Source organism: Methanobacterium bryantii (assembly GCF_002287175.1).
In the GTDB taxonomy this organism is placed as follows: domain Archaea; phylum Methanobacteriota; class Methanobacteria; order Methanobacteriales; family Methanobacteriaceae; genus Methanobacterium_D; species Methanobacterium_D bryantii.
In genome coordinates, this window is sequence record NZ_LMVM01000012.1 from 344,568 (window position 1) to 364,285 (window position 19,718).

Annotated in this window: 23 protein-coding genes; 17 read left to right on the forward strand and 6 right to left on the reverse strand. The window is 34.1% G+C overall.

Annotation, left to right across the window (positions count from 1 at the left end; all coding sequences use genetic code 11):
• Nucleotides 1–16 precede the first annotated feature (16 nt).
• Nucleotides 17–1,609 carry a sensor histidine kinase gene (locus ASJ80_RS07125; protein WP_069584268.1) on the reverse strand — a complete coding sequence of 531 codons (1,593 nt, stop codon included), beginning with the start codon at nucleotides 1,607–1,609 and terminating at the stop codon, nucleotides 17–19.
• Nucleotides 1,610–1,922: 313 nt separating this feature from the next.
• On the opposite strand from ASJ80_RS07125, the gene ASJ80_RS07130 reads away from it, so the two are divergent.
• Nucleotides 1,923–2,666, forward strand: coding sequence for an alpha/beta hydrolase (locus ASJ80_RS07130; protein WP_069584267.1), 744 nt, complete (start codon nucleotides 1,923–1,925; stop codon nucleotides 2,664–2,666).
• 49 nt (nucleotides 2,667–2,715) lie between these two features.
• Here ASJ80_RS07130 and ASJ80_RS07135 read toward each other — a convergent pair whose 3' ends face one another.
• Nucleotides 2,716–3,873: an alpha/beta hydrolase gene (locus tag ASJ80_RS07135; protein WP_069584266.1), complete on the reverse strand. Its 1,158-nt coding sequence runs from the start codon at nucleotides 3,871–3,873 to the stop codon at nucleotides 2,716–2,718.
• 428 nt (nucleotides 3,874–4,301) lie between these two features.
• Here ASJ80_RS07135 and ASJ80_RS07140 point away from each other — a divergent pair, with 428 nt between their 5' ends.
• Together ASJ80_RS07140 and ASJ80_RS07145 are read left to right on the forward strand one after the other, a co-directional pair.
• Nucleotides 4,302–5,372: a zinc-ribbon domain-containing protein gene (locus tag ASJ80_RS07140; protein ID WP_069584265.1), complete on the forward strand. Its 1,071-nt coding sequence runs from the start codon at nucleotides 4,302–4,304 to the stop codon at nucleotides 5,370–5,372.
• Nucleotides 5,373–5,507: 135 nt separating this feature from the next.
• Nucleotides 5,508–6,725, forward strand: a complete 1,218-nt coding sequence (locus ASJ80_RS07145) for a zinc ribbon domain-containing protein (RefSeq protein ID WP_069584264.1) — start codon at nucleotides 5,508–5,510, stop codon at nucleotides 6,723–6,725.
• A gap of 91 nt (nucleotides 6,726–6,816) precedes the next feature.
• Here ASJ80_RS07145 and ASJ80_RS07150 read toward each other — a convergent pair whose 3' ends face one another.
• Nucleotides 6,817–7,431, reverse strand: a complete 615-nt coding sequence (locus ASJ80_RS07150; protein ID WP_069584263.1) for a LysE family translocator — start codon at nucleotides 7,429–7,431, stop codon at nucleotides 6,817–6,819.
• Nucleotides 7,432–7,534: 103 nt separating this feature from the next.
• Nucleotides 7,535–7,738 (reverse strand): DUF1232 domain-containing protein, encoded by a 204-nt coding sequence (locus tag ASJ80_RS17660; protein WP_083240998.1) that lies wholly within the window; start codon nucleotides 7,736–7,738, stop codon nucleotides 7,535–7,537.
• A 308-nt stretch (nucleotides 7,739–8,046) separates the two neighbouring features.
• On the opposite strand from ASJ80_RS17660, the gene ASJ80_RS17010 reads away from it, so the two are divergent.
• From ASJ80_RS17010 to ASJ80_RS07180, 6 genes are all read left to right on the forward strand, one after another.
• Nucleotides 8,047–8,184, forward strand: coding sequence for a hypothetical protein (locus ASJ80_RS17010; RefSeq protein WP_176720272.1), 138 nt, complete (start codon nucleotides 8,047–8,049; stop codon nucleotides 8,182–8,184).
• A 273-nt stretch (nucleotides 8,185–8,457) separates the two neighbouring features.
• Entirely contained in the window at nucleotides 8,458–9,108 is a 651-nt protein-coding gene (locus ASJ80_RS07160) for a TetR/AcrR family transcriptional regulator (protein ID WP_069584262.1), read from the forward strand.
• A 55-nt stretch (nucleotides 9,109–9,163) separates the two neighbouring features.
• Nucleotides 9,164–9,370, forward strand: coding sequence for a 4Fe-4S binding protein (locus ASJ80_RS07165; RefSeq protein WP_069584261.1), 207 nt, complete (start codon nucleotides 9,164–9,166; stop codon nucleotides 9,368–9,370).
• A gap of 164 nt (nucleotides 9,371–9,534) precedes the next feature.
• Nucleotides 9,535–10,116 (forward strand): flavodoxin family protein, encoded by a 582-nt coding sequence (locus ASJ80_RS07170; RefSeq protein ID WP_245837536.1) that lies wholly within the window; start codon nucleotides 9,535–9,537, stop codon nucleotides 10,114–10,116.
• Nucleotides 10,117–10,432: 316 nt separating this feature from the next.
• Nucleotides 10,433–11,074 (forward strand): TetR/AcrR family transcriptional regulator, encoded by a 642-nt coding sequence (locus ASJ80_RS07175; RefSeq protein ID WP_069584260.1) that lies wholly within the window; start codon nucleotides 10,433–10,435, stop codon nucleotides 11,072–11,074.
• Nucleotides 11,075–11,128: 54 nt separating this feature from the next.
• A complete protein-coding gene (locus tag ASJ80_RS07180; RefSeq protein ID WP_069584259.1) occupies nucleotides 11,129–11,929 on the forward strand; it encodes an alpha/beta fold hydrolase in 801 nt (266 codons plus the stop codon).
• 44 nt (nucleotides 11,930–11,973) lie between these two features.
• Here the strand turns inward: ASJ80_RS07180 and ASJ80_RS07185 are convergent, their stop codons facing one another.
• Nucleotides 11,974–12,843: a sulfurtransferase gene (locus ASJ80_RS07185; protein ID WP_069584258.1), complete on the reverse strand. Its 870-nt coding sequence runs from the start codon at nucleotides 12,841–12,843 to the stop codon at nucleotides 11,974–11,976.
• Nucleotides 12,844–13,146: 303 nt separating this feature from the next.
• Here ASJ80_RS07185 and ASJ80_RS07190 point away from each other — a divergent pair, with 303 nt between their 5' ends.
• The 6 genes from ASJ80_RS07190 (at nucleotide 13,147) to ASJ80_RS07215 (ending at nucleotide 16,808) form a co-directional block, all read left to right on the forward strand.
• The gene (locus tag ASJ80_RS07190; protein WP_069584257.1) at nucleotides 13,147–13,923 is read left to right on the forward strand and encodes an alpha/beta fold hydrolase; all 777 of its coding nucleotides are present in this window, start codon (nucleotides 13,147–13,149) and stop codon (nucleotides 13,921–13,923) included.
• A gap of 70 nt (nucleotides 13,924–13,993) precedes the next feature.
• Entirely contained in the window at nucleotides 13,994–14,752 is a 759-nt protein-coding gene (locus ASJ80_RS07195; RefSeq protein WP_069584256.1) for an alpha/beta fold hydrolase, read from the forward strand.
• 145 nt (nucleotides 14,753–14,897) lie between these two features.
• On the forward strand, nucleotides 14,898–15,185 hold the full coding sequence (locus ASJ80_RS07200; RefSeq protein ID WP_069584255.1) for a hypothetical protein: 288 nt from the start codon (nucleotides 14,898–14,900) through the stop codon (nucleotides 15,183–15,185).
• A gap of 189 nt (nucleotides 15,186–15,374) precedes the next feature.
• Entirely contained in the window at nucleotides 15,375–15,698 is a 324-nt protein-coding gene (locus ASJ80_RS07205) for a PadR family transcriptional regulator (protein WP_069584254.1), read from the forward strand.
• Between the two features lies 1 nt (nucleotide 15,699).
• On the forward strand, nucleotides 15,700–15,972 hold the full coding sequence (locus ASJ80_RS07210; RefSeq protein WP_069584253.1) for a DUF2812 domain-containing protein: 273 nt from the start codon (nucleotides 15,700–15,702) through the stop codon (nucleotides 15,970–15,972).
• A gap of 311 nt (nucleotides 15,973–16,283) precedes the next feature.
• Complete coding sequence (locus ASJ80_RS07215) at nucleotides 16,284–16,808, forward strand: DUF2812 domain-containing protein (protein WP_069584252.1); 525 nt, start codon at nucleotides 16,284–16,286, stop codon at nucleotides 16,806–16,808.
• 267 nt (nucleotides 16,809–17,075) lie between these two features.
• On the opposite strand, the gene ASJ80_RS07225 is transcribed toward ASJ80_RS07215, so the two are convergent.
• On the reverse strand, nucleotides 17,076–18,449 hold the full coding sequence (locus tag ASJ80_RS07225) for an MFS transporter (RefSeq protein ID WP_069584250.1): 1,374 nt from the start codon (nucleotides 18,447–18,449) through the stop codon (nucleotides 17,076–17,078).
• A gap of 286 nt (nucleotides 18,450–18,735) precedes the next feature.
• Between ASJ80_RS07225 and ASJ80_RS07230 the strand changes: the two genes are divergently transcribed.
• Nucleotides 18,736–19,212, forward strand: a complete 477-nt coding sequence (locus tag ASJ80_RS07230) for a flavodoxin family protein (RefSeq protein WP_069584249.1) — start codon at nucleotides 18,736–18,738, stop codon at nucleotides 19,210–19,212.
• A 15-nt stretch (nucleotides 19,213–19,227) separates the two neighbouring features.
• Nucleotides 19,228–19,698 carry a flavodoxin family protein gene (locus ASJ80_RS07235; RefSeq protein ID WP_069584248.1) on the forward strand — a complete coding sequence of 157 codons (471 nt, stop codon included), beginning with the start codon at nucleotides 19,228–19,230 and terminating at the stop codon, nucleotides 19,696–19,698.
• Nucleotides 19,699–19,718: the final 20 nt, after the last annotated feature.

Consider the following 19,718-nt stretch of genomic DNA (forward strand, 5'->3'; position numbering starts at 1 on the left):
TCCATGGTAAATAGTTTTAATAAGGAATGGTAAAATAAAACGTAGAACCCTTCCCTGGAGAAGATTCAACCCAGATATGGCCGCCGTGTCGATCGATAATTCTTTTTGCAATTGCAAGACCGATTCCTGCACCCTCATACTCTCCGATGGCATGTAACCTTTTAAACACTTCAAAAACTATATCAAAATACTGGTCGTCGATTCCTATGCCATTATCCTTTACAGAAAAAATCCATTCATTGTCATGTTTTTTTGCTGAAATATGAATTTTTGGTGTTTCATCCTTTTTTCGAAATTTTAAAGCATTATCAATTAGATTTTGGAATACACTCACTATCTGATTTTCATCTGCAAAAACAGGTGGAAGGGGATCATGGGTTACTTCAGCATGGCACTGATCTATTGAATACTGTAGATTAGATAATGCGGTATTAAGTGCTTTTTCAGTGTTAATTTCTTTAAATTCATTACCTTTAGCTTCAACATGAGAGTAGTCCAGTAAACCTTGAATCATGCTTTTCATTCTCTTTGCATCACTGACCATGTATTCAAGGAATTCATCAGCATCAGGATCTAACTGTCTTTTGTAACGCCTTTCTATAAGCTGGGAATAACTGGTTATTGTCCTGAGGGGCTCCTGCAAATCATGACTTGTAATGTGGGCAAAACTCTTTAATTCTTTGTTGGAGCGTTCTAATTCTTCCAAATTTTTCTTTAATTCATTATTTGCTTCTTTACGTTCTTTATCAGTTTTGTTAAGGGATAGAATACTGCTCCACACAAAAATACTCAAAATAATAAGTACTGAAAGGGTATACAGCACTGTCCCGAAAGCTGTATCATAATAACCTAAATTTTGCCCTAATATCCGTAACCACCCAAAAACTATGGAAATAATTGCCAGCACAAATAGGATCCTGAGTCCAAATATACTCCCATATTCTCCACTGGTCAATATCCTCATAAAGCCGGTTTCAGGACGTGCAATAAGAACAGCAAAAGATATTAACATAAATCCTATTCCTGCATAAATGGAAGTTGCAGTATAATATGATATCTGGTAAAATTCGGACGCATCATATAAATAACCTAAAAGAACCATTAAAGAGATAATACTCCCTAAAATCATTAAATACTGAGTAATAGAGCGTTTATCTATTTCTTTATCAATAATTAAAAGTGCAGCACCGATTATTATGTATTCAATTGCCCCAATAAACGCTATTCGATTTGGTGCTGAAGTTTCAAGTGCTCCAGATGGTTCTATAAATAATGTTTGATCTATGCCTAAATTAAAATTGAATAAATGTTCAATGAGGGCAATCAACCCAATTAATAATACTATAACTGCTAATACCTGTGCAACATGTCTATTTCTTTTGTTAATCCTTTTCGTTTGTTGCAGCCATAAAGAAGCTCCTATTAAAATAAAACATAATGCAGAATTGAATTTAATGGTGGGGAAATCCGGGCCTGGGCTTTTAAGGAGAGGGATATTAAAAGCCCATCCAATGAATATAATAACTCCAATTATAATTATTGCTATGCTTAAAATTTCAGAAAACCTTTTTAAATTAGCTCTAAAAGTAATGGAGTTGTTTAAATCCATTTAATTCACCATAATGCTAAAATTAACAGTTATCTTTAATTTATATTACTTATTATATTTTGAGTATTACTTACATTTTATTATTTTTTAATGCTTAGGTCTTTATTAACTCAGGAAGTAACTACTGCAAATGACATCGTCTGAATATTTTAAGTGGCTAACAAACGTAATTTTGATAATTGGGAGTATACGAATTAAAATGTTGGATTTATTTAAACAGCAGTGTTTTAATTTACATTTTAAATCTGGATGTAGAAATGTTTTTTTAATTTAAAGATATAATTTATTTAGATAATGATTAGAGGGGACTAATATGAAATATATAGAATCTAAAAAGGGATTATTCTTATTGATTATATTAGTAGTATCAGCAGTAGCAGCGGCTTCTTTTGCTTATTATATTTCTGATTATTACCATATGGATAGTAAAGCTACAGCTGCACTTGAATCAACGGATGTTTACAACGTTACATATACAGATAACTCCATTAAATTTACTCCTACTCAAAACAGGAGCGACACTGGAATAATATTTTATCCCGGAGGCAAGGTCCAGCCTGAAGCTTATTCTGTTATTTCTTCTAAACTTGCTGTGAAGGGTTACACAGTTATAATTGTGAAAATGCCATTTAATCTGGCATTTTTTGGTGTTAACAGTGCGGATGATGTCATAAGTAAACATCCTGAGATTAATTTATGGGTAATCATGGGCCACTCGTTGGGCGGTGTTTTTGCGTCTGAATATGCTGTAAATCATCAAGATAAAATTAAAGGAGCGGTATATTTAGCTGCTTACCCGTCAAAAAATGCTTCAAATGCCACTTTTAAAGCATTGTCAATTAGAGGTTCTCTAGACAATCTTACAACAGCTCAAGATATCTCTAATAACAAAAATAAGTTCCCTGCAAATACTGTCTTTATCACTATACCTGGCGGTAACCACTACAATAACGGTAATTACGGCCCTCAAACAGGGGACAATAACAGTACAATCACAAGGGAAGAGCAGCAGAACGAAACTGTGAGTTATATAATCGAATTTCTTAAATGTCTTTGAAGTGACAGTGTTTCTTAAATTTTAGGTAATACCCAAGTGTACCTAAATTTTAAGAATTATCTATCTTTTTAATTGAAAGTATCCAGTTTATAATGGTATTAATGGCTAACTGAGTGTTTCCTGCATTGCAGTGGTTCTCTCCATTTTCTTTTTCTGTAAAAATACGAAATGTCAATGATTTAACATTTTTTAAAGCATTTATTTCATTTTTATACATTTCAAGCGGTATGAAATGGTCTTTTTGTGCTGCTAAAAGTAAAAAGTCCTGCTGAATTAAGGGTGCAATATCAAAAATCTGGAACTTGCCGGCGTTTTTAAGATATTCAAATGGTGAAGAAACACCCATATTATGCATACCATGTTCTATGCCCCATTTAGCCATTGGATCTTTGTCCATCTGCATTTTGAGAATGAAATTTACCAGTTTTTTAAATTTATGATTTAACAAAAATTTAATGGTCTTTTGAAGGAATGGCTTCCTTGAAGATAATAAAACATCTAAAAAGTTGGGCAGTATGCTCCATGCAACTACTCGTTTGATCCGTTTATCAAATGCAGCGGCTCTAGGCGCTAGAACTCCTCCAAGAGAAATGCCTATGATGGTCACGTCGTCCAAATTAAAATGATCCAGCAGTTTTTTAACAGGTTTTTCCCATTTGTAAGTAAATGGAATGCCATGTTCCCTCAGAACTTCACCTTGACCTGGACCTTCAAATAAATACACTGCAAATCCAGCTTCACGTAAATAAAGGACGATGGGCAAAAATTCTTCTATATATGAGTCATTTCCCCCGTGGATAACTATAGTATCTTTAATATCTCCAGTCGGAGTGGAAACCCATACTGGGAGATGCCCATTTTCGTATTTAACCTTTTTAATGCTTATTTCATGTTTAAATACGTCAGAATAATAATCATAGAATAAATCTCTGGCTTTTCTATAGGTAACAATTTTATGGGGGTCACCATCAAACATGAAAAATTCGGCCATCCTGTAGTAGGCTATTGCTTGTTCAACACGATTTTTTTGTAAAGTTTTATCAGCCAGCAGGGTCATCTGATCTACCCATGATTCTGCAGATGTTATATTTTTTGAAATGGGTTTAATATCATTTATGTATCCATTACTCCACATTATAGTTCTATTTAGTTGAAAATTAAAATTTGGTTCGGTATTCAGTTTATAGGTCCCTGTCTTAAAAGTCATATTATCTCCAGTTATAAAGTTTTAGGTACACCTAAATTTTTAGGGATGTAAGTATAAAAACTTTGGGTTTGGAGATACTTTTGATGAATGCTTGATGTAAGTTAACCTGCTAAGACTGGTATTATAATTTAAGGGATTAATATGTTAAATGCACTGCATTGAATGATAATGAATCAGTTAATCTTTAGTTTATAAGTTATTTGACTAAAAACCCAACATTTAATTATTTAAAATATGCATTAAACGTTTTAATGTATATGATGTTATTGCCTCTAAAATTTTATAATTTTCCTGATTTATGGATTAAAACCATTTTCATAAATATAATCTAATGGAAGAATACATAAAAAGAAAACTGATATATATTAGTAGTTTATACAGAAATTTAGGGGAATGTGACTCTATTGAATTAATCTATGGTGAGAAAATTGATTAAGTGTCCTGAATGTGGAGCAAATAATGATGATAATTACAATTTCTGCAAATCATGTGGGAAAAAATTGGTCAAATACAACTTCTGCCAGGAATGCGGCCATAAAAATGTCGATACTGCTAGATTTTGTGAAAATTGTGGTATGAATTTAAAAACATTTGAATCGGGTAGTGTAAAAACTCAAAATGACGTAAATGACTCTAATGAGATCGTTCCATTAGATTTAACTCCTGCTGAATCCCTTATGATCCTGGATCATAAAACACATCAGAGGACACCAAAAGAACTGTTTAAAGCAACCTTGATTGACCTTATTTTTAAAAATGTGTTCCAATTAGATGTTCAGGAAGTTGAAAAGAAGGGTATATTGGGCAGTAAAATTGTCAAAAAGACTTACTTGCTGGAGGGGAAAAATTTTAACATGCCCCTTAAACCTCATGAAGAGGTATTTCGAAAACATTTACCTCGTAAAGCAGATAGTAAAAGACTTAAAAAGCTTCAACAACAGGTTTACAAGACATATCATAATAATTATGCCCAGAAAAAACTGCTGGAACCGCTATCTTTAGAAGGTTTCTTTGAGGTGGAAAAGAAATTTTTAGGCAAAAAATATTTTTTAAGCAATAAAGGAGTGGAGACACAGCAGATGATCATGGAATTAAAAGATGAGGGAAGAAATCTGGAAAACTGGGTAGAAAACGATCCTGAAAGAGCGAAATCTTACCTGCTAATGGGGGGATCAAATATATTCTTAACCGATGTTTATTATTTTAACTGGTTTAAGAATAATTCTAAAAAAATAAGTGCATTATTCGCTGGTGCAGCAGCAGTAGGCACCGCATATGCATTTAATAAAATTCGGTGGTACGGTGCATTTAGAAAATCGTATTCTCATGATATGGATTTTGGCGACTTCGATGACTTTAATAGTTTTGACAGCTTCAGCGACATATTTTCAGATTTTGACACATTTGATATATTCGATTCAATGGATTTCAGTGATTTTGATTCAGGATTCGACGGTGGTTTTGACGGCGGCGGTGATTGTGGAGGGGGCGGCGACTGAAGCAGACCTCTAATATATTCCTAAAACTGTTTACTAATCAATAAGGATTATTTTATTAACAAGAGATCCTTAATCAGGAAATGACACATAAAAATCGAAATATGATATAAATATATTAAGTCATTGGTGAGAAAATTGATTAAATGTCCTGAATGCGGAGCAGATAATGAAAAAAACGCTTGTTTTTGCTGTTTATGTGGATCAGCTGTTTATAAATTTTGTCCAGAATGTGGTAAAAAGAATATTAATGCTGCAAACTTTTGCATGAATTGTGGTGCGAGTTTTGAATCAGAAATAAAGAGTTTAGAAACTCAAGATAATGAAATACTTAACCTTCAAGATGATATTTTCAGTGATGATTCTGGTAAAAAAGTTTCATTGAATTTAACTCCTGCTGAATCTCTTATGCTTTTAAACCCTAAAAAATATGTGGGGCATAAAGAATCACTAAATGAATTGTTGAAAGTGACTTTAATAGACCTTATATGCAAAAATGTCTTTAAAGTGAATATAGAAGAAGGAAAGGCAAATATATTTGGCAGGAAAAAAGCAGACATAATTTATTTGGAGGAAGGGGAACTTTTTGAAATGCCCCTTAAACCTCATGAAGAAATATTTTTAGAATGTTTGCCCTCTGAATCAGATAGTAACAGATTTTGGATACTTCAAGAGCGTGTTTACCATAAAGCTCTTCAGTATAATTATGCTAGGAAAAAATTGCTCGAGCCATTATTTTCAGACGGCTTTTTTACCATTAAAAACGGGTTTCCACGAAATAAGTATGTAGTAAGTGATAAAGGGATAGAAGCTCAAGAAATAATGTTAAAATTAAAAGATGAAGGGAAAAATCTGGAAAATTGGTTCGAAACAGATCCTGGGAGAGCTAAAGCATACCTGCAAATCTGCGGTTCAAATATGTTCTTAATTGATGAATATAACTTTAAATGTATTAGAGATAATTTTGAAAAGATTAAGGCATTATTTTCTAATAAAAAAAGTTACCCTGCCGCATCTAGACATTATAATCATGGTTGGTATCCTGTATTTATGCAGAGTTCAGATAATAATATATTTTCAAATGAGGATATAGACCGTATTTTTAATTCAATCGATGCAAATAATTTTGATTTTGGATTTAATAATATAGAAGGCAATAATGGATATAATAGTACTAGTTATGATAGCTATAATCATTATGGAGGATCTGACAGTTCCAGTTATAGTACAGGATCTGACGGTGGATTTTGGGGTTCTGATGGAGGAAGTTCTGACAGTAGTTACAGCGACGGTGGAGGATCTGACGGTGGCGGGGGCGACTGCGGAGGAGGAGGCGATTGTGGCGGTGGATTTTAGCTAGTTAGCGTTAATATCCATGCTGCTTAAAACCCTCTTCTAATAAATTTTTTTAATCTCTTTTTAGGCTGTGAATTTAAATCAGCTATCTTCATTTTATTAACAAGTGAACACCTTGATTGAAGAAATAAATCGCAAATAATACGAGTACTATTCCTAGAATTCTCATTATGTAAAGATACGGTTTCCCTGTAATGAATTCACGGGATTTACCTGCAGCGAAGGCCAGAACTATTTTTGAGCCCACTAAAAGAACATAAAAGCCTATAATGAACATCAATGGGGCTAAAATACTGCCTGTATAAGCGTTTATGATTAGGGGTCCGCCGACGGTTATCCAGAACAGGTATGGGGCCGGATTTAAAAAGTTGACTGTTGCTCCTTTTTTAAGTGATTTTGGCTCTTCTGCTTCGATATCTTCAGTTAGTTCTCTTGTTTTAAAGCTTTCATAGGCCATATAAAGCAGGAATAAACCTCCAAGAATTGATATGATGCCTAAAATTGAGCTGTAACCTGCAACAAATGATAAAAATATTATGGATACTGCTATAATTGGCAGGTCTGTGATCAGCGGGGAAAATGCGACTTTTATGCCTTCCCTGTGGCCGTGTTTTAAGGTTTGAGATATGAGGAGGATGAGTAGGGGGCCTGGTGAGAGGCCTGAGTAGAGGCCGAGTGTGATTCCTGCGATGAGTAAGTTGAACATTTTTTTAGTGTCTCCTAAAATTTAAGTAATGTATTTGTTTTTAATTTATTTTAAATAAACTTTATAACAAAATTTAATAGTATAACAGCAGCCAGAACCTAGATCAACACAATAAAGCTACAAATCTACTTTTGGGTATTCCCTCACTAAACTTTGTTTTTGCACTTTCTCTATGCTCATCCATTATCTCTTTAGGAACCATTTTAAGTAAAATATGAATCACTACGGTTATCAACAAGAAATCATCGAGATAACCTAATACGGGTATAAAATCGGGAATTAGGTCACTTGGGCTTAAGATAGGCAATAACTAAAAGAATGATATTGATGTGTAATGGAACTTTTGGGTCTTTATAGGCTAAATAAGGCGCATAGATTTCTATTTCAAACTTTTCTGCAATAGCTTTCCAGTTTTTGAACATAAAGCATCCGATGAAAAATTTGTTAATTCAAATTCGTTAAATAAGATTTGGTATTTATAGCCAAATATTGTTTTTAGAGTTTTATGAATTTTATTAATATAAACAACAAGTATTTTATTACATAATTCACATAAATAACCTCCGGCGCATACCTAGAATAACTGCGCAAAGATACATGTGGAGGTGCGATTGCATGAAAATAAAGTTAGGAATCATCATGCTTGCATTTTTGGCCGCGGTAGGATTTTCTGGAGAGTGGCAGCTCAACGTGTTGAGGAAGGACATAACAACAGACACTCCCACGAACCCCCTAGAAGTAATATATCAATAACCCGTACAAGTAGATGCAACCACTCCAGTAAATACCATTTAAAATTGTTCCAGAAGAATAATAAATTGATAAAATAAGGTATACTTTTTGAAAGTACTTGTTTAAGGGGAATTTATCCTCATTTCTATTTTTAGCAGTAATTATCTTTGTGAGGTATTTATAAATCTTATTTTAGATCAAAAACTTTATATATTAATTTTGACATCATATCACATTAATGACAGTGTGATATATAACTAACACTGTGTCAGAACTAATGCATAGGTGGATACATTGTCAATTCAGGAATTGAAGGAAAGAGAAAAAGAAGAAAGGCGTAATTACATTGTAGATGCTGCAGAGAAGTTATTCTTCTCAAAAGGCTATGATAATGTTTCAATGAAGGATATAGCTGATGAAGTTGGGATCAGCAGGGCTGCTCTTTATCTTTATTTTAAAAATAAAGAGGTCATTTACCTGGCCATAGTTTTACGTGGGATGAGGATAATGGATAAGTTGTTTAAAGAAAGCGTAAAAAGTGATAAAAATGGCCTTGGCAAACTTGAAGATACAGGATGGGCTTATTTTAAGTTTTACAGGGATTTCACTGATTATTATGGGGTATGTGCATATTTTGATTCCCAGAGGTTTTCTAAAGTTGATAATGAGTATATGCCTGAAATTAATGTATTAAGAGAGGAAACAATCAGGATAACACGTGAATCGATAGAAGAGGGAATTGAAGATGGTTCTATAAGGGCAAATGTGAACTCAATGGAAATAGCGGTTTTCATTGCAATAACATCAAAACAAATTGTAAATCCTAATGAATGGGCCACAAGATCTTTGGAAGGTGAAGAAATTAGCCATGAACAGTTCATTGGGGATTCTATGGATTTGTGGAGACGTATGCTAGTTAATACTGAAAATAAGAACTTAAAATGACTATTTTGGTTTTTAAATAAAATTTAATGAATCTTTAAAGGTGGAGGTAGGAGAAATGGATTTTGAAGTTGTAGTTGATAAAGAGAAATGTGTTGGTTGTGGAACATGTACATATTCTTGTCCAAAATCAGGTAAAGTATGGAACATTGGAGAGAAAGCTGTCTGGTGTGAAAACGGCACTGAAAATCTAGAATACTGTCATAGATGTGCTAATTGCGTGCTAGCGTGTCCACAGAGGGCTATAACAATTAGTGTGTCATGAATTTATAGTAGGGGTGAAATTATGAAAGAAACGATAAAGGTAGTGGCAATTAATTCGAGTCCTCATAAAGATAAAGGAAACACTGCACTGGTTCTTAATCCGTTTATGGAAGGTATGATGAAAAAGGGGCAGAAGTAGGAATATATTATACAAATGACCTTGAAATAAAACCTTGCAGGGGCGACTGCAGCTGTATGAGAACTACAGGTAAGTGTTTTCAGGAAGATGATATGAACTGGCTTTTGCCGAAGGTTGAAGATGCAAATATCCTTGTTTTAGCTTCTCCTCTTTATTGTGATGGAGTTACAGGGCCTATGAAGATGTTTATGGACCGTTTGGTACCTGTAATACATTTGACCATGGAAATCCGTGATGGTCATCTCAGACATCCTGCCCGCAAAGATATGAATCTTGAGAAAATAGTTCTGGTTTCAAACTGTGGTTTCTGGGAAATAGACAATTTTGACCCAATTGTGGCTCATATTAAAGCATTTAGTAAGAATATAAATGCTGAATACGTTGGAGAACTCCTCAGGCCTCATGGACATTTCTTTAGGGCCATGTTAGAAAATGATATGTCTGTAAATGATGTTATTGAGTCTGCAAGACAAGCAGGATGTCAACTTGTAGAGAATGGTAAAATGTCTTCTGAAACTATTGCAAATGTAAGCCGCCCTCTCATGTCTAGGGATGCATTTTTACAGATGGCTAATCAAAACCTGCTAAGTGATCAAAATCAGGAGTAAAGTAAGATAATTTATATTATTCTTTTAGTTTAAATATATTAATTTAATTGGATTATTTTGTGATTTTATGTTTTTAAATATTTTTAATGAATATATAATTACTTAATATGCTATTTTGTTTTTATTTAATATAATTTTGAACTTTAATTTACAAATATGGTATTTTTATGGGATTATTCGTGATTCAATCTCTATTCACGATCGAAACTTTAAAACCAAACATTTATATACTATTTCAAACTAGGGTTAAATATTCAACCACTGGTTGAAAGTTCAAATCAAGGTTAGATGGAAAATCAAAAGGTGGTGATGAGGGGTGTCTATCAAAGAATTAAAGAAAAAAGAGAAGGAAACAAAGCGTAATTACATTATGGAATCAGCTCAGAAGCTATTTTTAAGTAAAGACTACGATGAAGTTTCAATGAACAGCATAGCCAAGGAAGTAGGGGTAAATAAGGCCACGCTTTATTATTATTTCAAGAACAAAGAGGCACTGTATTTTGCGATAGTCTTACAGAGTGTTCAAGTTTTAGTTAAAATGGCTAGAGAAGAAATAAAAAAGGGTAACACGGGTTATGAGAAGATTTTATTGTATGGAAATGCAATGGATAAATTTTCAACTGAATATCCTGGTTGTTTAAAGCTTTTATATGCTCCACAATCTTCTAAATTTGATATGGGCAATCTGAACAGTAGTGAAGAGTATAAAGAGGTAATGGGGATTCTTAAAGATTTAATGTTTATCATGAGGGATTTGATACAATCTGGAATTGATGATGGTACAATTAGGGAAGATGTTAACCCAATGGAAGCAGCTGTTTTGATGTCGCTGATCTCCCAGAGCATGTCGAATATGAGTTGTCTATATAAAAACATGCTGAAAAGTGATGGAGTAAGTGAACAGAAGTTTGCAATGGACGTAAAGGGTTTCATGCGTTATATGCTCAAAAAAGGTTAGTTCAATTTCTTAAGAGATTTGGAGATTATAATTAAAAGGAGGAGATGAAAAAAAATGTCAATGGTAAAAGTGAATGATATAAACATGTATTATGAGATACACGGTGAAGGTGAACCATTAATTTTAATATCGGGTAACGGTGCGGAGTCTTCCCAATGGAAAGACATGATTCCTGCATTTTCTAAGGGTTACAAAGTGGTCCCATTTGATAACCGCGGTGCAGGGCGTACTGATAGGCCATATATAGAATATTCTATGGATATGATGACTGAAGATGTCATTGGTTTGATGGATGTGCTTGGAATTGAAAGGGCACATATACTTGGGGCATCTATGGGGGGAATGATTGCTCAAAATATTGCTTATTTATATCCTGATAGAGTAAAAAGCCTGATACTTGTTGTAACAAGTATGAAAAATTCTCACCGCGTTAATTATGCTTGTAAACAGGCAATAAAACGTGTTATGGATGGAAGCGATCCTGATGCACTGGCTGAATATTCTGCAGTATGGTCATTTCCTGAGGAAGTATTAGCAAATCCTGGAGCTGTTGATAGAATTAAAAGTGCTATGGCACATGTATTAAATCCTCAGACAGTGAATACATTCAAAAGGCAAAATGATGCACTTGCTACATTTGATTCAAGTGGATGGATCAGTGAACTTACAGCTCCAACATTGGTTATAGCTGGAGATGGAGATATAATCTGGCCTCAAAAATATTCTGGACAGGAATTAGCTAAAGCCCTCTCTGGCTCTAAGTTTGTCTCAATTCCCGGAGCGCACATGGCATATCTATTAAGTGCTGAAGCATTTCAAAATCATGTGGTGGAGTTTCTTACATCAGTTGAATAGAAATTATAACATAATATTGTTATTTTTTTTAGTGGCTGTTCACATTAATAAGGACTAGGCCCTGTAACAGTCGGGTTATCATCTCTTTGGGTCCATTCAGTAATAGACCCTTCATATAATCTCACATCAGGATAATCTAAATACCATTTAAAAACTAAAAACAAATTAGTAGCTTCTCTGCCGGTTCCGCAGTAGCATATAACTGTTTTATCGGGAGTTACTTCTCTTTCTTCAACTAAAGATTTTATTTCGTCCTTGGGTTTGAGGAGCTGGCGGTTCTTGGGATTCATGATGGCAGCTGCCTGTAAACTCTTAGCTCCAGGTATGTGTCCTTCTTTACTCCATAAACTAGGCCCTGCATAATATTTAAACGGCCTTGCATCAAGCACTACCACATCATCATTGTCCTTAATATTTTTAAATTCCCCGTATTCAATCTGATATTCATCGTGGACCTCTGCTTCAAATTCAGATTCTTCTACAGTTGGAAATACCTTGGTTAATCCTCTTTCTTCTTTTTTCCATTTGTCTATGCCTCCATCTAAGATATGGACATTTTCATGGCCAAATCTAACCAGTGAATAAGCAGCCATGGTCTGTCCCCAACCGTCCCCTTTTTTTGAATAGGAGCCCTTGCCAGTATAAAAAAGAATAGGTTTATCATTTCTGATGCCTAATTTCCCGAATATTGTCGAAATTGCATCATGAGGAATATATCTAGCAGGGTTATTGCCCTGCATTTCTCTAAGAAACCATTCATTAAAATAAAATGCATTGTGGATGTGTTCTTTTATATAATCATGTATATCTGGCTGAACATCGAATATAGTGAGATTATTATCCAGATTATCTTCTAACCATTCTGTATCCACCCATTTTACTTTTGAATTTCCCAATAAATGAGGATAGTTCATATAAATGACTCCATTAGTATGACTTTGAATTAGATATGTATATCATAATAGTTGTATGTTGCTGTCAACTGATGGCATATTTTAAAAAAATATTCCATGAGTTAAAATGATAAAATTCTCTTAAATAGACGTTATTTTTAAAAAAATAAGTTATATGGGTTTATATATGTATTAAATTCAAGTATTCTTTTTATATTTAAATTAGATGGAAATTATGATAATTTAGTTTAGGGCAAGAGTATAAACTTAAATAATATATTATTACAATTGTATTGTAACTTTTGGTATAACGAGGCTATCAGAATGAATTTATATTTTAAAGAAACTGGTAAAAACAACAGTGAAACCATAGTATTCCTCCATGCAGGTATGTCTTCAGGTTGGATGTGGGATAAACATGTAGAATCATTAAAAGATTATCACTGCCTGGTCCCAGACCTCCCTGAACATGGAAAAAGCATGGAAATAAAACCATTTACAATAGAAAGTGCTGCAAATGAAATCATTGGCATTATTAAAGAAAGGGCACATGGAGGAAAAGCTCATATCGTTGGATTATCTCTTGGCGCGCAGGTAGCCGTTCAAATATTAAGCATGGCTCCAGAAGTTGTTGATCATGCAGTGATTACGGGGACATTGGCTCGTGAAGTTGGATCCGGCCTTTCAATATTTATGAACATTTTTTATAAAATTTACATGCGCCTCAAGGATGTTGATTTTTTCATAAAAATGGGCATGAAAGCACAATCTATACCTTTAAAATATTTTGAAGACGTTAAAAAAGATACAAAAGCATCAACATGGAGTTCTTTAAATAACATCACTCGTGAAAACAGAGCGTTTAGAATACCTGAAAATTTATGCAGATCAAAAAACAGGGTGCTGGTACTGATGGGAGAAAAAGAGGTCAAAGTTGTGTATGAATCAGCTTTAGACTTAAATAAATGCCTTCCAAATTCTAAAGTCTATAAAGCGGCTAATTTAGGCCATACCTGGCCTTTAGAATCACCAGAACTTTTCAGCAATGTTGTAATGGCATGGATAAATGATAATCCATTACCTGATACTTTGAAGCTGTAATTTGAATAAATTTATTAAAATAAAAAGAGAATATAAAATTAAATCAATTATTTTTTTTAAGTGAGAAATTATGAGTTTATATATCAAAGAAACAGGTAAAAGTAACAATGAAACAATAGTATTTCTTCACGGTGAGGGAATAGCCGGATGGGTGTGGGATGAACAATTAAAGGCGTTCAGTGATTATCACTGCATTATTCCGGATCTACCTGGACACGGAAAAAGTGCTGAAGTAAAATCATTTAGTGTACAAAGTGCTGCAGATATGATTATTGATATAATAAAAAATAGGGCCAAAAATGGAAAGGCCCATCTTGTGGGACTGTCTTTGGGTGCTCAAATTATAGTTCAAATTTTAAATACTGCTCCTGAAGTGGTAAACCATGCTTTAATCAGCGGAGCTATCGTACGTAACTTTCAACCTACTGAATCATTTTTAAAGCTCCTGGACAACCTTATCGCGCTTTATTTGCCGGATAAAGATAAAACTATTCGTATAATGAGTTATGTGAGATCTTACAACATACCAAAAAATCTCCGCAGTAAGTTTAAGGAATCCACCTATGTTATTGAACCTTATTCTTTAGATAAAATCCTCAGGGAAACTATACTTTTTAAAATGCCGGATAACCTTGAACATGCAGATGTGCCTGTACTGGTGATGACAGGTGAAAAAGACTACAGAATTATTAATGAATCTGCATTAAATCTCTTAAACACGCTTCCAAATTCTAAAGGAGCAATGGCTTTGAAGGTAGGACATTTATGGAATATAGAAAACCCTGATCTGTTTAACAATGTCTTGAGAAGCTGGTTAAAAAGATATTAATCCTCAGGACATGTTATTGAGTTAAACATATACTAACTGTTTTTGGGGTGGCAGTATAAACGAGAAACTTAGAAAAGAATGGGATGCCGAAAGGAAAATTGAGCATAAATTCAACAGGATTATAAACATTTCCACGAGTAAAGTTATGGAAATAGTAAAAGATAGAAAACCTATGATTTTCGGCAATTTTCATTATGGTTCAATAGGTATTAACCCAAAATACCTTGTAATATGGTATCTTTTTGAAAAAGATAGTGATTTAAAAGAAGCGGAAGCCAGTGGTCTGGTAGATGAATTAAAAAAATTGACATTAATGGAGTTAAAGAATAATAGTTATCCTGAAAGTGCATTAAGTGAAATACAAATTGCTTTCACATCTGATGAGGATATACAAAAAGAAACGGGTGGCAATTACTGGTATTATTTTAAATAAAAGCAATCCTGTCTTTTTAAGTGTTTATTTTAAAATAAGGTTTTCCAGTTTATAGATGATATTTTTGATAATTAAATATCATGAAAATTATTTCACTTTTTTTGTAGTGTTTTAGATAGTTTTATATATAGCGTCATACGATATACCGTAGTGTGATATAACGCGTCACGATGTAGATCAGGGATTAATATGGATATAAAAAAATTGCAAAATAAATATTTACCATTAACTGAAGCGGCTTATTATATTCTCATATCTTTAAATGAGCCAAGACATGGATATGGAATAATGCAGCACGTTGAAAAGCTCACAAATGGTCGTATTAAGATCGGTGCAGGAACTATGTATGGAAATCTTTCCCGAATGGAAAAAGAGGGATTGATAACATCAGTTGCAGAAGAAGATCGTAAAAAAATCTATGGACTTAGCGAAAAAGGGAAAATTGTACTGAAATTGGAACTTGAACGTTTAGAAGAACTTATTGAGCATGGTAAAAATGAAATGAGGAATTAGCATGGGTGAAACTAAAACTGCTTGCCACTGGTGGTGGGGCTGGAACCCAGAAAAAATAGAAGACTGGCTTGAGGAGATGGAACTTGGGGGTTGGAACTTATTTCAAGTTGATTTCAATCATATCCGTTTTAAATTTGAAAAGGGAGAAAGCAGGAAGATGAGGTACTGCATCGACTATCAAGAAAATGTTGATGAAAACTATTTTGAGCTTTTTAAAGATTATGGCTGGGAACTAGCTGATGATGGAATTTTACCAGGGGTATATTTGGCGTAAATCCTACGAAAATGAAAGGCAGAGTATTTATACTGATACAATGTCCTTGATTGAAAGAAACAACCGCCAGCTTTGGATTGTTGGAATTTTGATAACCATGGATGTAATTGTATTTTACTCTACATTTGAGGGTGGTCATATAGGAATAGGGTTATGACTGCTTTTTTTAATGATTTTAGCCTTAGGGTACATTATGATGCAGCTTTACCTGTATAATAAAAAACTGGAAAAAAATGAAATGAAGCTTTGATATTTAAAATTTTGTTATTAAATAGCTGATGCATATAAGTTTTTAAGGATTGGGGATTAAAATGGGAGAAACTAAAACTGCTTGCCACTGGTGGTGGGGCTGGAACCCAGAAAAAATAGAAAACTGGCTTGAAGAAATGGAATTAAACGGCTGGAATCTGGTCAGTGTAGGTTTTGCTTATATAGTCTTTAAATTTGAAAAAGGAGAAAGCAGGAAGATGAGGTACTGCGTTGACTATCAAATTAACGTGGGAAATAATTATTTTGAGCTATTTAAAGCGGATGGTTGGGAATTAGCAGATGATAAAATCATTCCATGGTATATCTGGCGTAAACCCTATGAAAATGAAAGGCAGAGTATTTATACTGATACGAAATCATTAATTGAGAGAAATAATCGATTGATCAAGACTGTTGGTATTCTGGTGCCTTTAGAAATAGTTGTATTTTATCTCCTTTTAGAACACAATTCGGGTATAGTATGGGCACTGGTATTCATTGTTTTAATACTTACCTTCCTTGGATATGTGACAGCACAGCTTTACCTGTATAACAAAAAGCTTGAAAAAAGTGAAATAAGGTTATAAACACAGTACAGTAGAGAATTAAATAAAATAGGAGATGGGGGGGGGGGAATCATGGACAATAACAGTGTTTTGATGCCATTGGTAGTTATATTATGCGGTTTTTTGGGGATGATAAATTTGATTAATCAGAGAATTGCAGAATCTTCTTTGCAATATTGGTTATGTTTCATTTCAGGGTTATTGGTCGCATTTATTCTAATTCTGGTATTTAAGATATTTATCAACATGAAAAATTCACAGGGAAATTAGAATAGTCCAATATTTTTCTCAATTTTTCCTTCTTATAATGAAATAGCCGTATATTGAGATGTAACATAAAATAGCAAATATTAAAAATGGTATTTTGCTGGCTTCAATAAAAGAAGTGTAATTACTGGGCGTAAGAGGAGATTGTCCCATAAAAATGTTTAGAACGGCCAGAGTTACTCCCATTCCCATCATCTGGCCCACTACCCTCATGGTGTTCAACGTAGCAGTGGAAACTCCATAAAACTTATTTTCAAAGTACCCTACTGAAATTTGAGTACTGGAAGAAGCAGAAAGTCCATATCCTGACCCAATAACTGCAAGGGCAACCACTATAAGCCATAAATTTGTGTTCTCTCCTAAAAACACAAGTAGAGTTAACCCTACTGCAGTCAGCGCCATTCCTATAGCTGCTATAAAACGGGGCCACAGGAACTTCAATAATTTACTCTCTGAAATCGAGAATATGGCTATAAAAACAGATTGAACACTTAATAATAATCCTGCCTGGTCAGGACTTAATCCTTTTATGTTCTGAAGGTACAGAGTTAAAAGGAAAATGGTGAATATGCCTGGGGCGTAGTTTACAAGGGATGTTAAATTGTTAATGATGTAAACCCTGTCAAATAACAATTTAGGATGTATAAGGGGATTTTTAACTATTTTTTGAAGCCATATGAAGATTAGAACTCCTAAAGAACCTAGTATTAACGTTATAACCCCAAAGTAAGTGGTAATCTCTGAAAAACCCACCATTATCCCAATTAGTGATAATGCAAAAACTGAAGTGCTGATCAGGCTGATATTTTCATTTTCATTATCTTCAAGTTTTTCTTCTAACTTAAGGAGGATAAGCAGTGCTGCTACGCCGAATGGCACAGCAAATGCAAAAATAGATCTCCAGCCTAAAAACTGGGTTAAAAATCCACCTAAAATAGGTCCAGTGGAAAGCCCGACATAACTTACCCCTACACTTACAGAAAGTGCCCTGCTTTTATCCTTTTTCTTGAAAACAGATGCAATCAGGGAATACACATTTCCAAAGATCATAGCCCCTCCAACGGCCTGTAAAATTCGGGATATTAATAGTATGGTTCCAGAAGGGGCTGCAGCAGATAAAATACTTGCCAGTGTGAATATTATTATTCCATAGGTCATAATTTTCTTTTTGCCATAGTTATCTGCTATTTTACCAAATGGAATTAAAAATATGCCTGTAAAAAGTAGGTACGATGTTGGAATCCACCCTAAAAATATGGAATTAAGTGCAAATGTTTCTCCGATTTCGGGCAGAGCAATATTTACAGAAGAACTTATATATGCAACCATAAAACTGACCAGAATACTTACCCACAGCGCATATCTCGCAGTGGTTTTTGTTTCGGCAGAGTCCATAGTATTATTTAGTTGTAAAATGGTATAAACATTGATATTAATTAGAAGAATTGAATTGTTTTAAAATGTTCATGATGATCCTATGCACGGTTTATACTTCAGGTTAAACTGTCTCGGTTAATTTAGTTAAAAAATTCTAATTTATTTAAATTAACGATTTAAATTATAGCAATATTCTGGACATGAATGTTAAAAAATTATTAGGTGCATTTTAAATAATTTAATAATAGAATAATGATTATTAATGAAAAAGATAAAAAAAATCTTTAATAAATGGGGATATTCTATGAAAATAGGAATTATCATTCATTCCAGAACTGGCCATACACATTTTGTTGCCCAGAGGCTCGAGGAAAAGCTTTCTGCAGATGGGCATGCGGTAGATATTCAACAGTTGAGACTAGCGGGAGGGCAGGATGCCCCTGGCAAAGATAGCATGATCCAAAATCCACCTGATTTAAATGGGTATGATAGAGTTATATTTGGAGCTCCAGTACATGCCTTTTCCCTTTCAAAGGTAATGGAAGCTTATTTGACACAAGTTTCATCTCTTACAGGTAAAACTGTGGCATGTTTTGTTACCAAGGGATTACCGTTTGACTGGACTGGTGGAAATCGTGCAATTAATGAACTGAAGGAAATTTGTGAATCTAAATGGGCTACTGTTTCTGGAACAGGGATTGTAATCTGGAACAAAAACCGCCAAAAACAGATTGATGATCTTGTCGAAAAATTCAGCAGATTAATTGATTTAGATGAATAAAATGGGGATTATACTATGAAAATAGGTATTGTTGTTCATTCACAAACAGGTAACACCTGCAAAGTCGCTCAAAAACTTCGGGAGAAGCTTTCAGCATCTGGGAACGATGTAGAAATTCAGAGGGTGAAAATGGTAGGAGGCGATAAACCGCAGGGTAAAGATATAAAGATTGAAAACCCTCCGGATGTAGGTAAGTACGATGCATTAATTTTTGGAGCTCCTGTACATGCCTTTTCCCTTGCACCTGCCATGAAAGTATATATGGAACAGATTGCATCACTTCAGAATAAAAAAGTGGCATGTTTTGTTACAAAAGCCCTGCGTTTTAACTGGACCGGCGGAACCCGTGCAACTGGTCAAATGAAACAAATTTGTCAGGATAAAGGCGCAGTAATGTCTGGAACAGGGATTGTGGTATGGAACAAACACCGCAATGAAAAAATTGCCGAGCTGGTTGAAGAATTCAGCGGCTTATTTGACTTATAAATGAATAAAAAGGTTTTGTC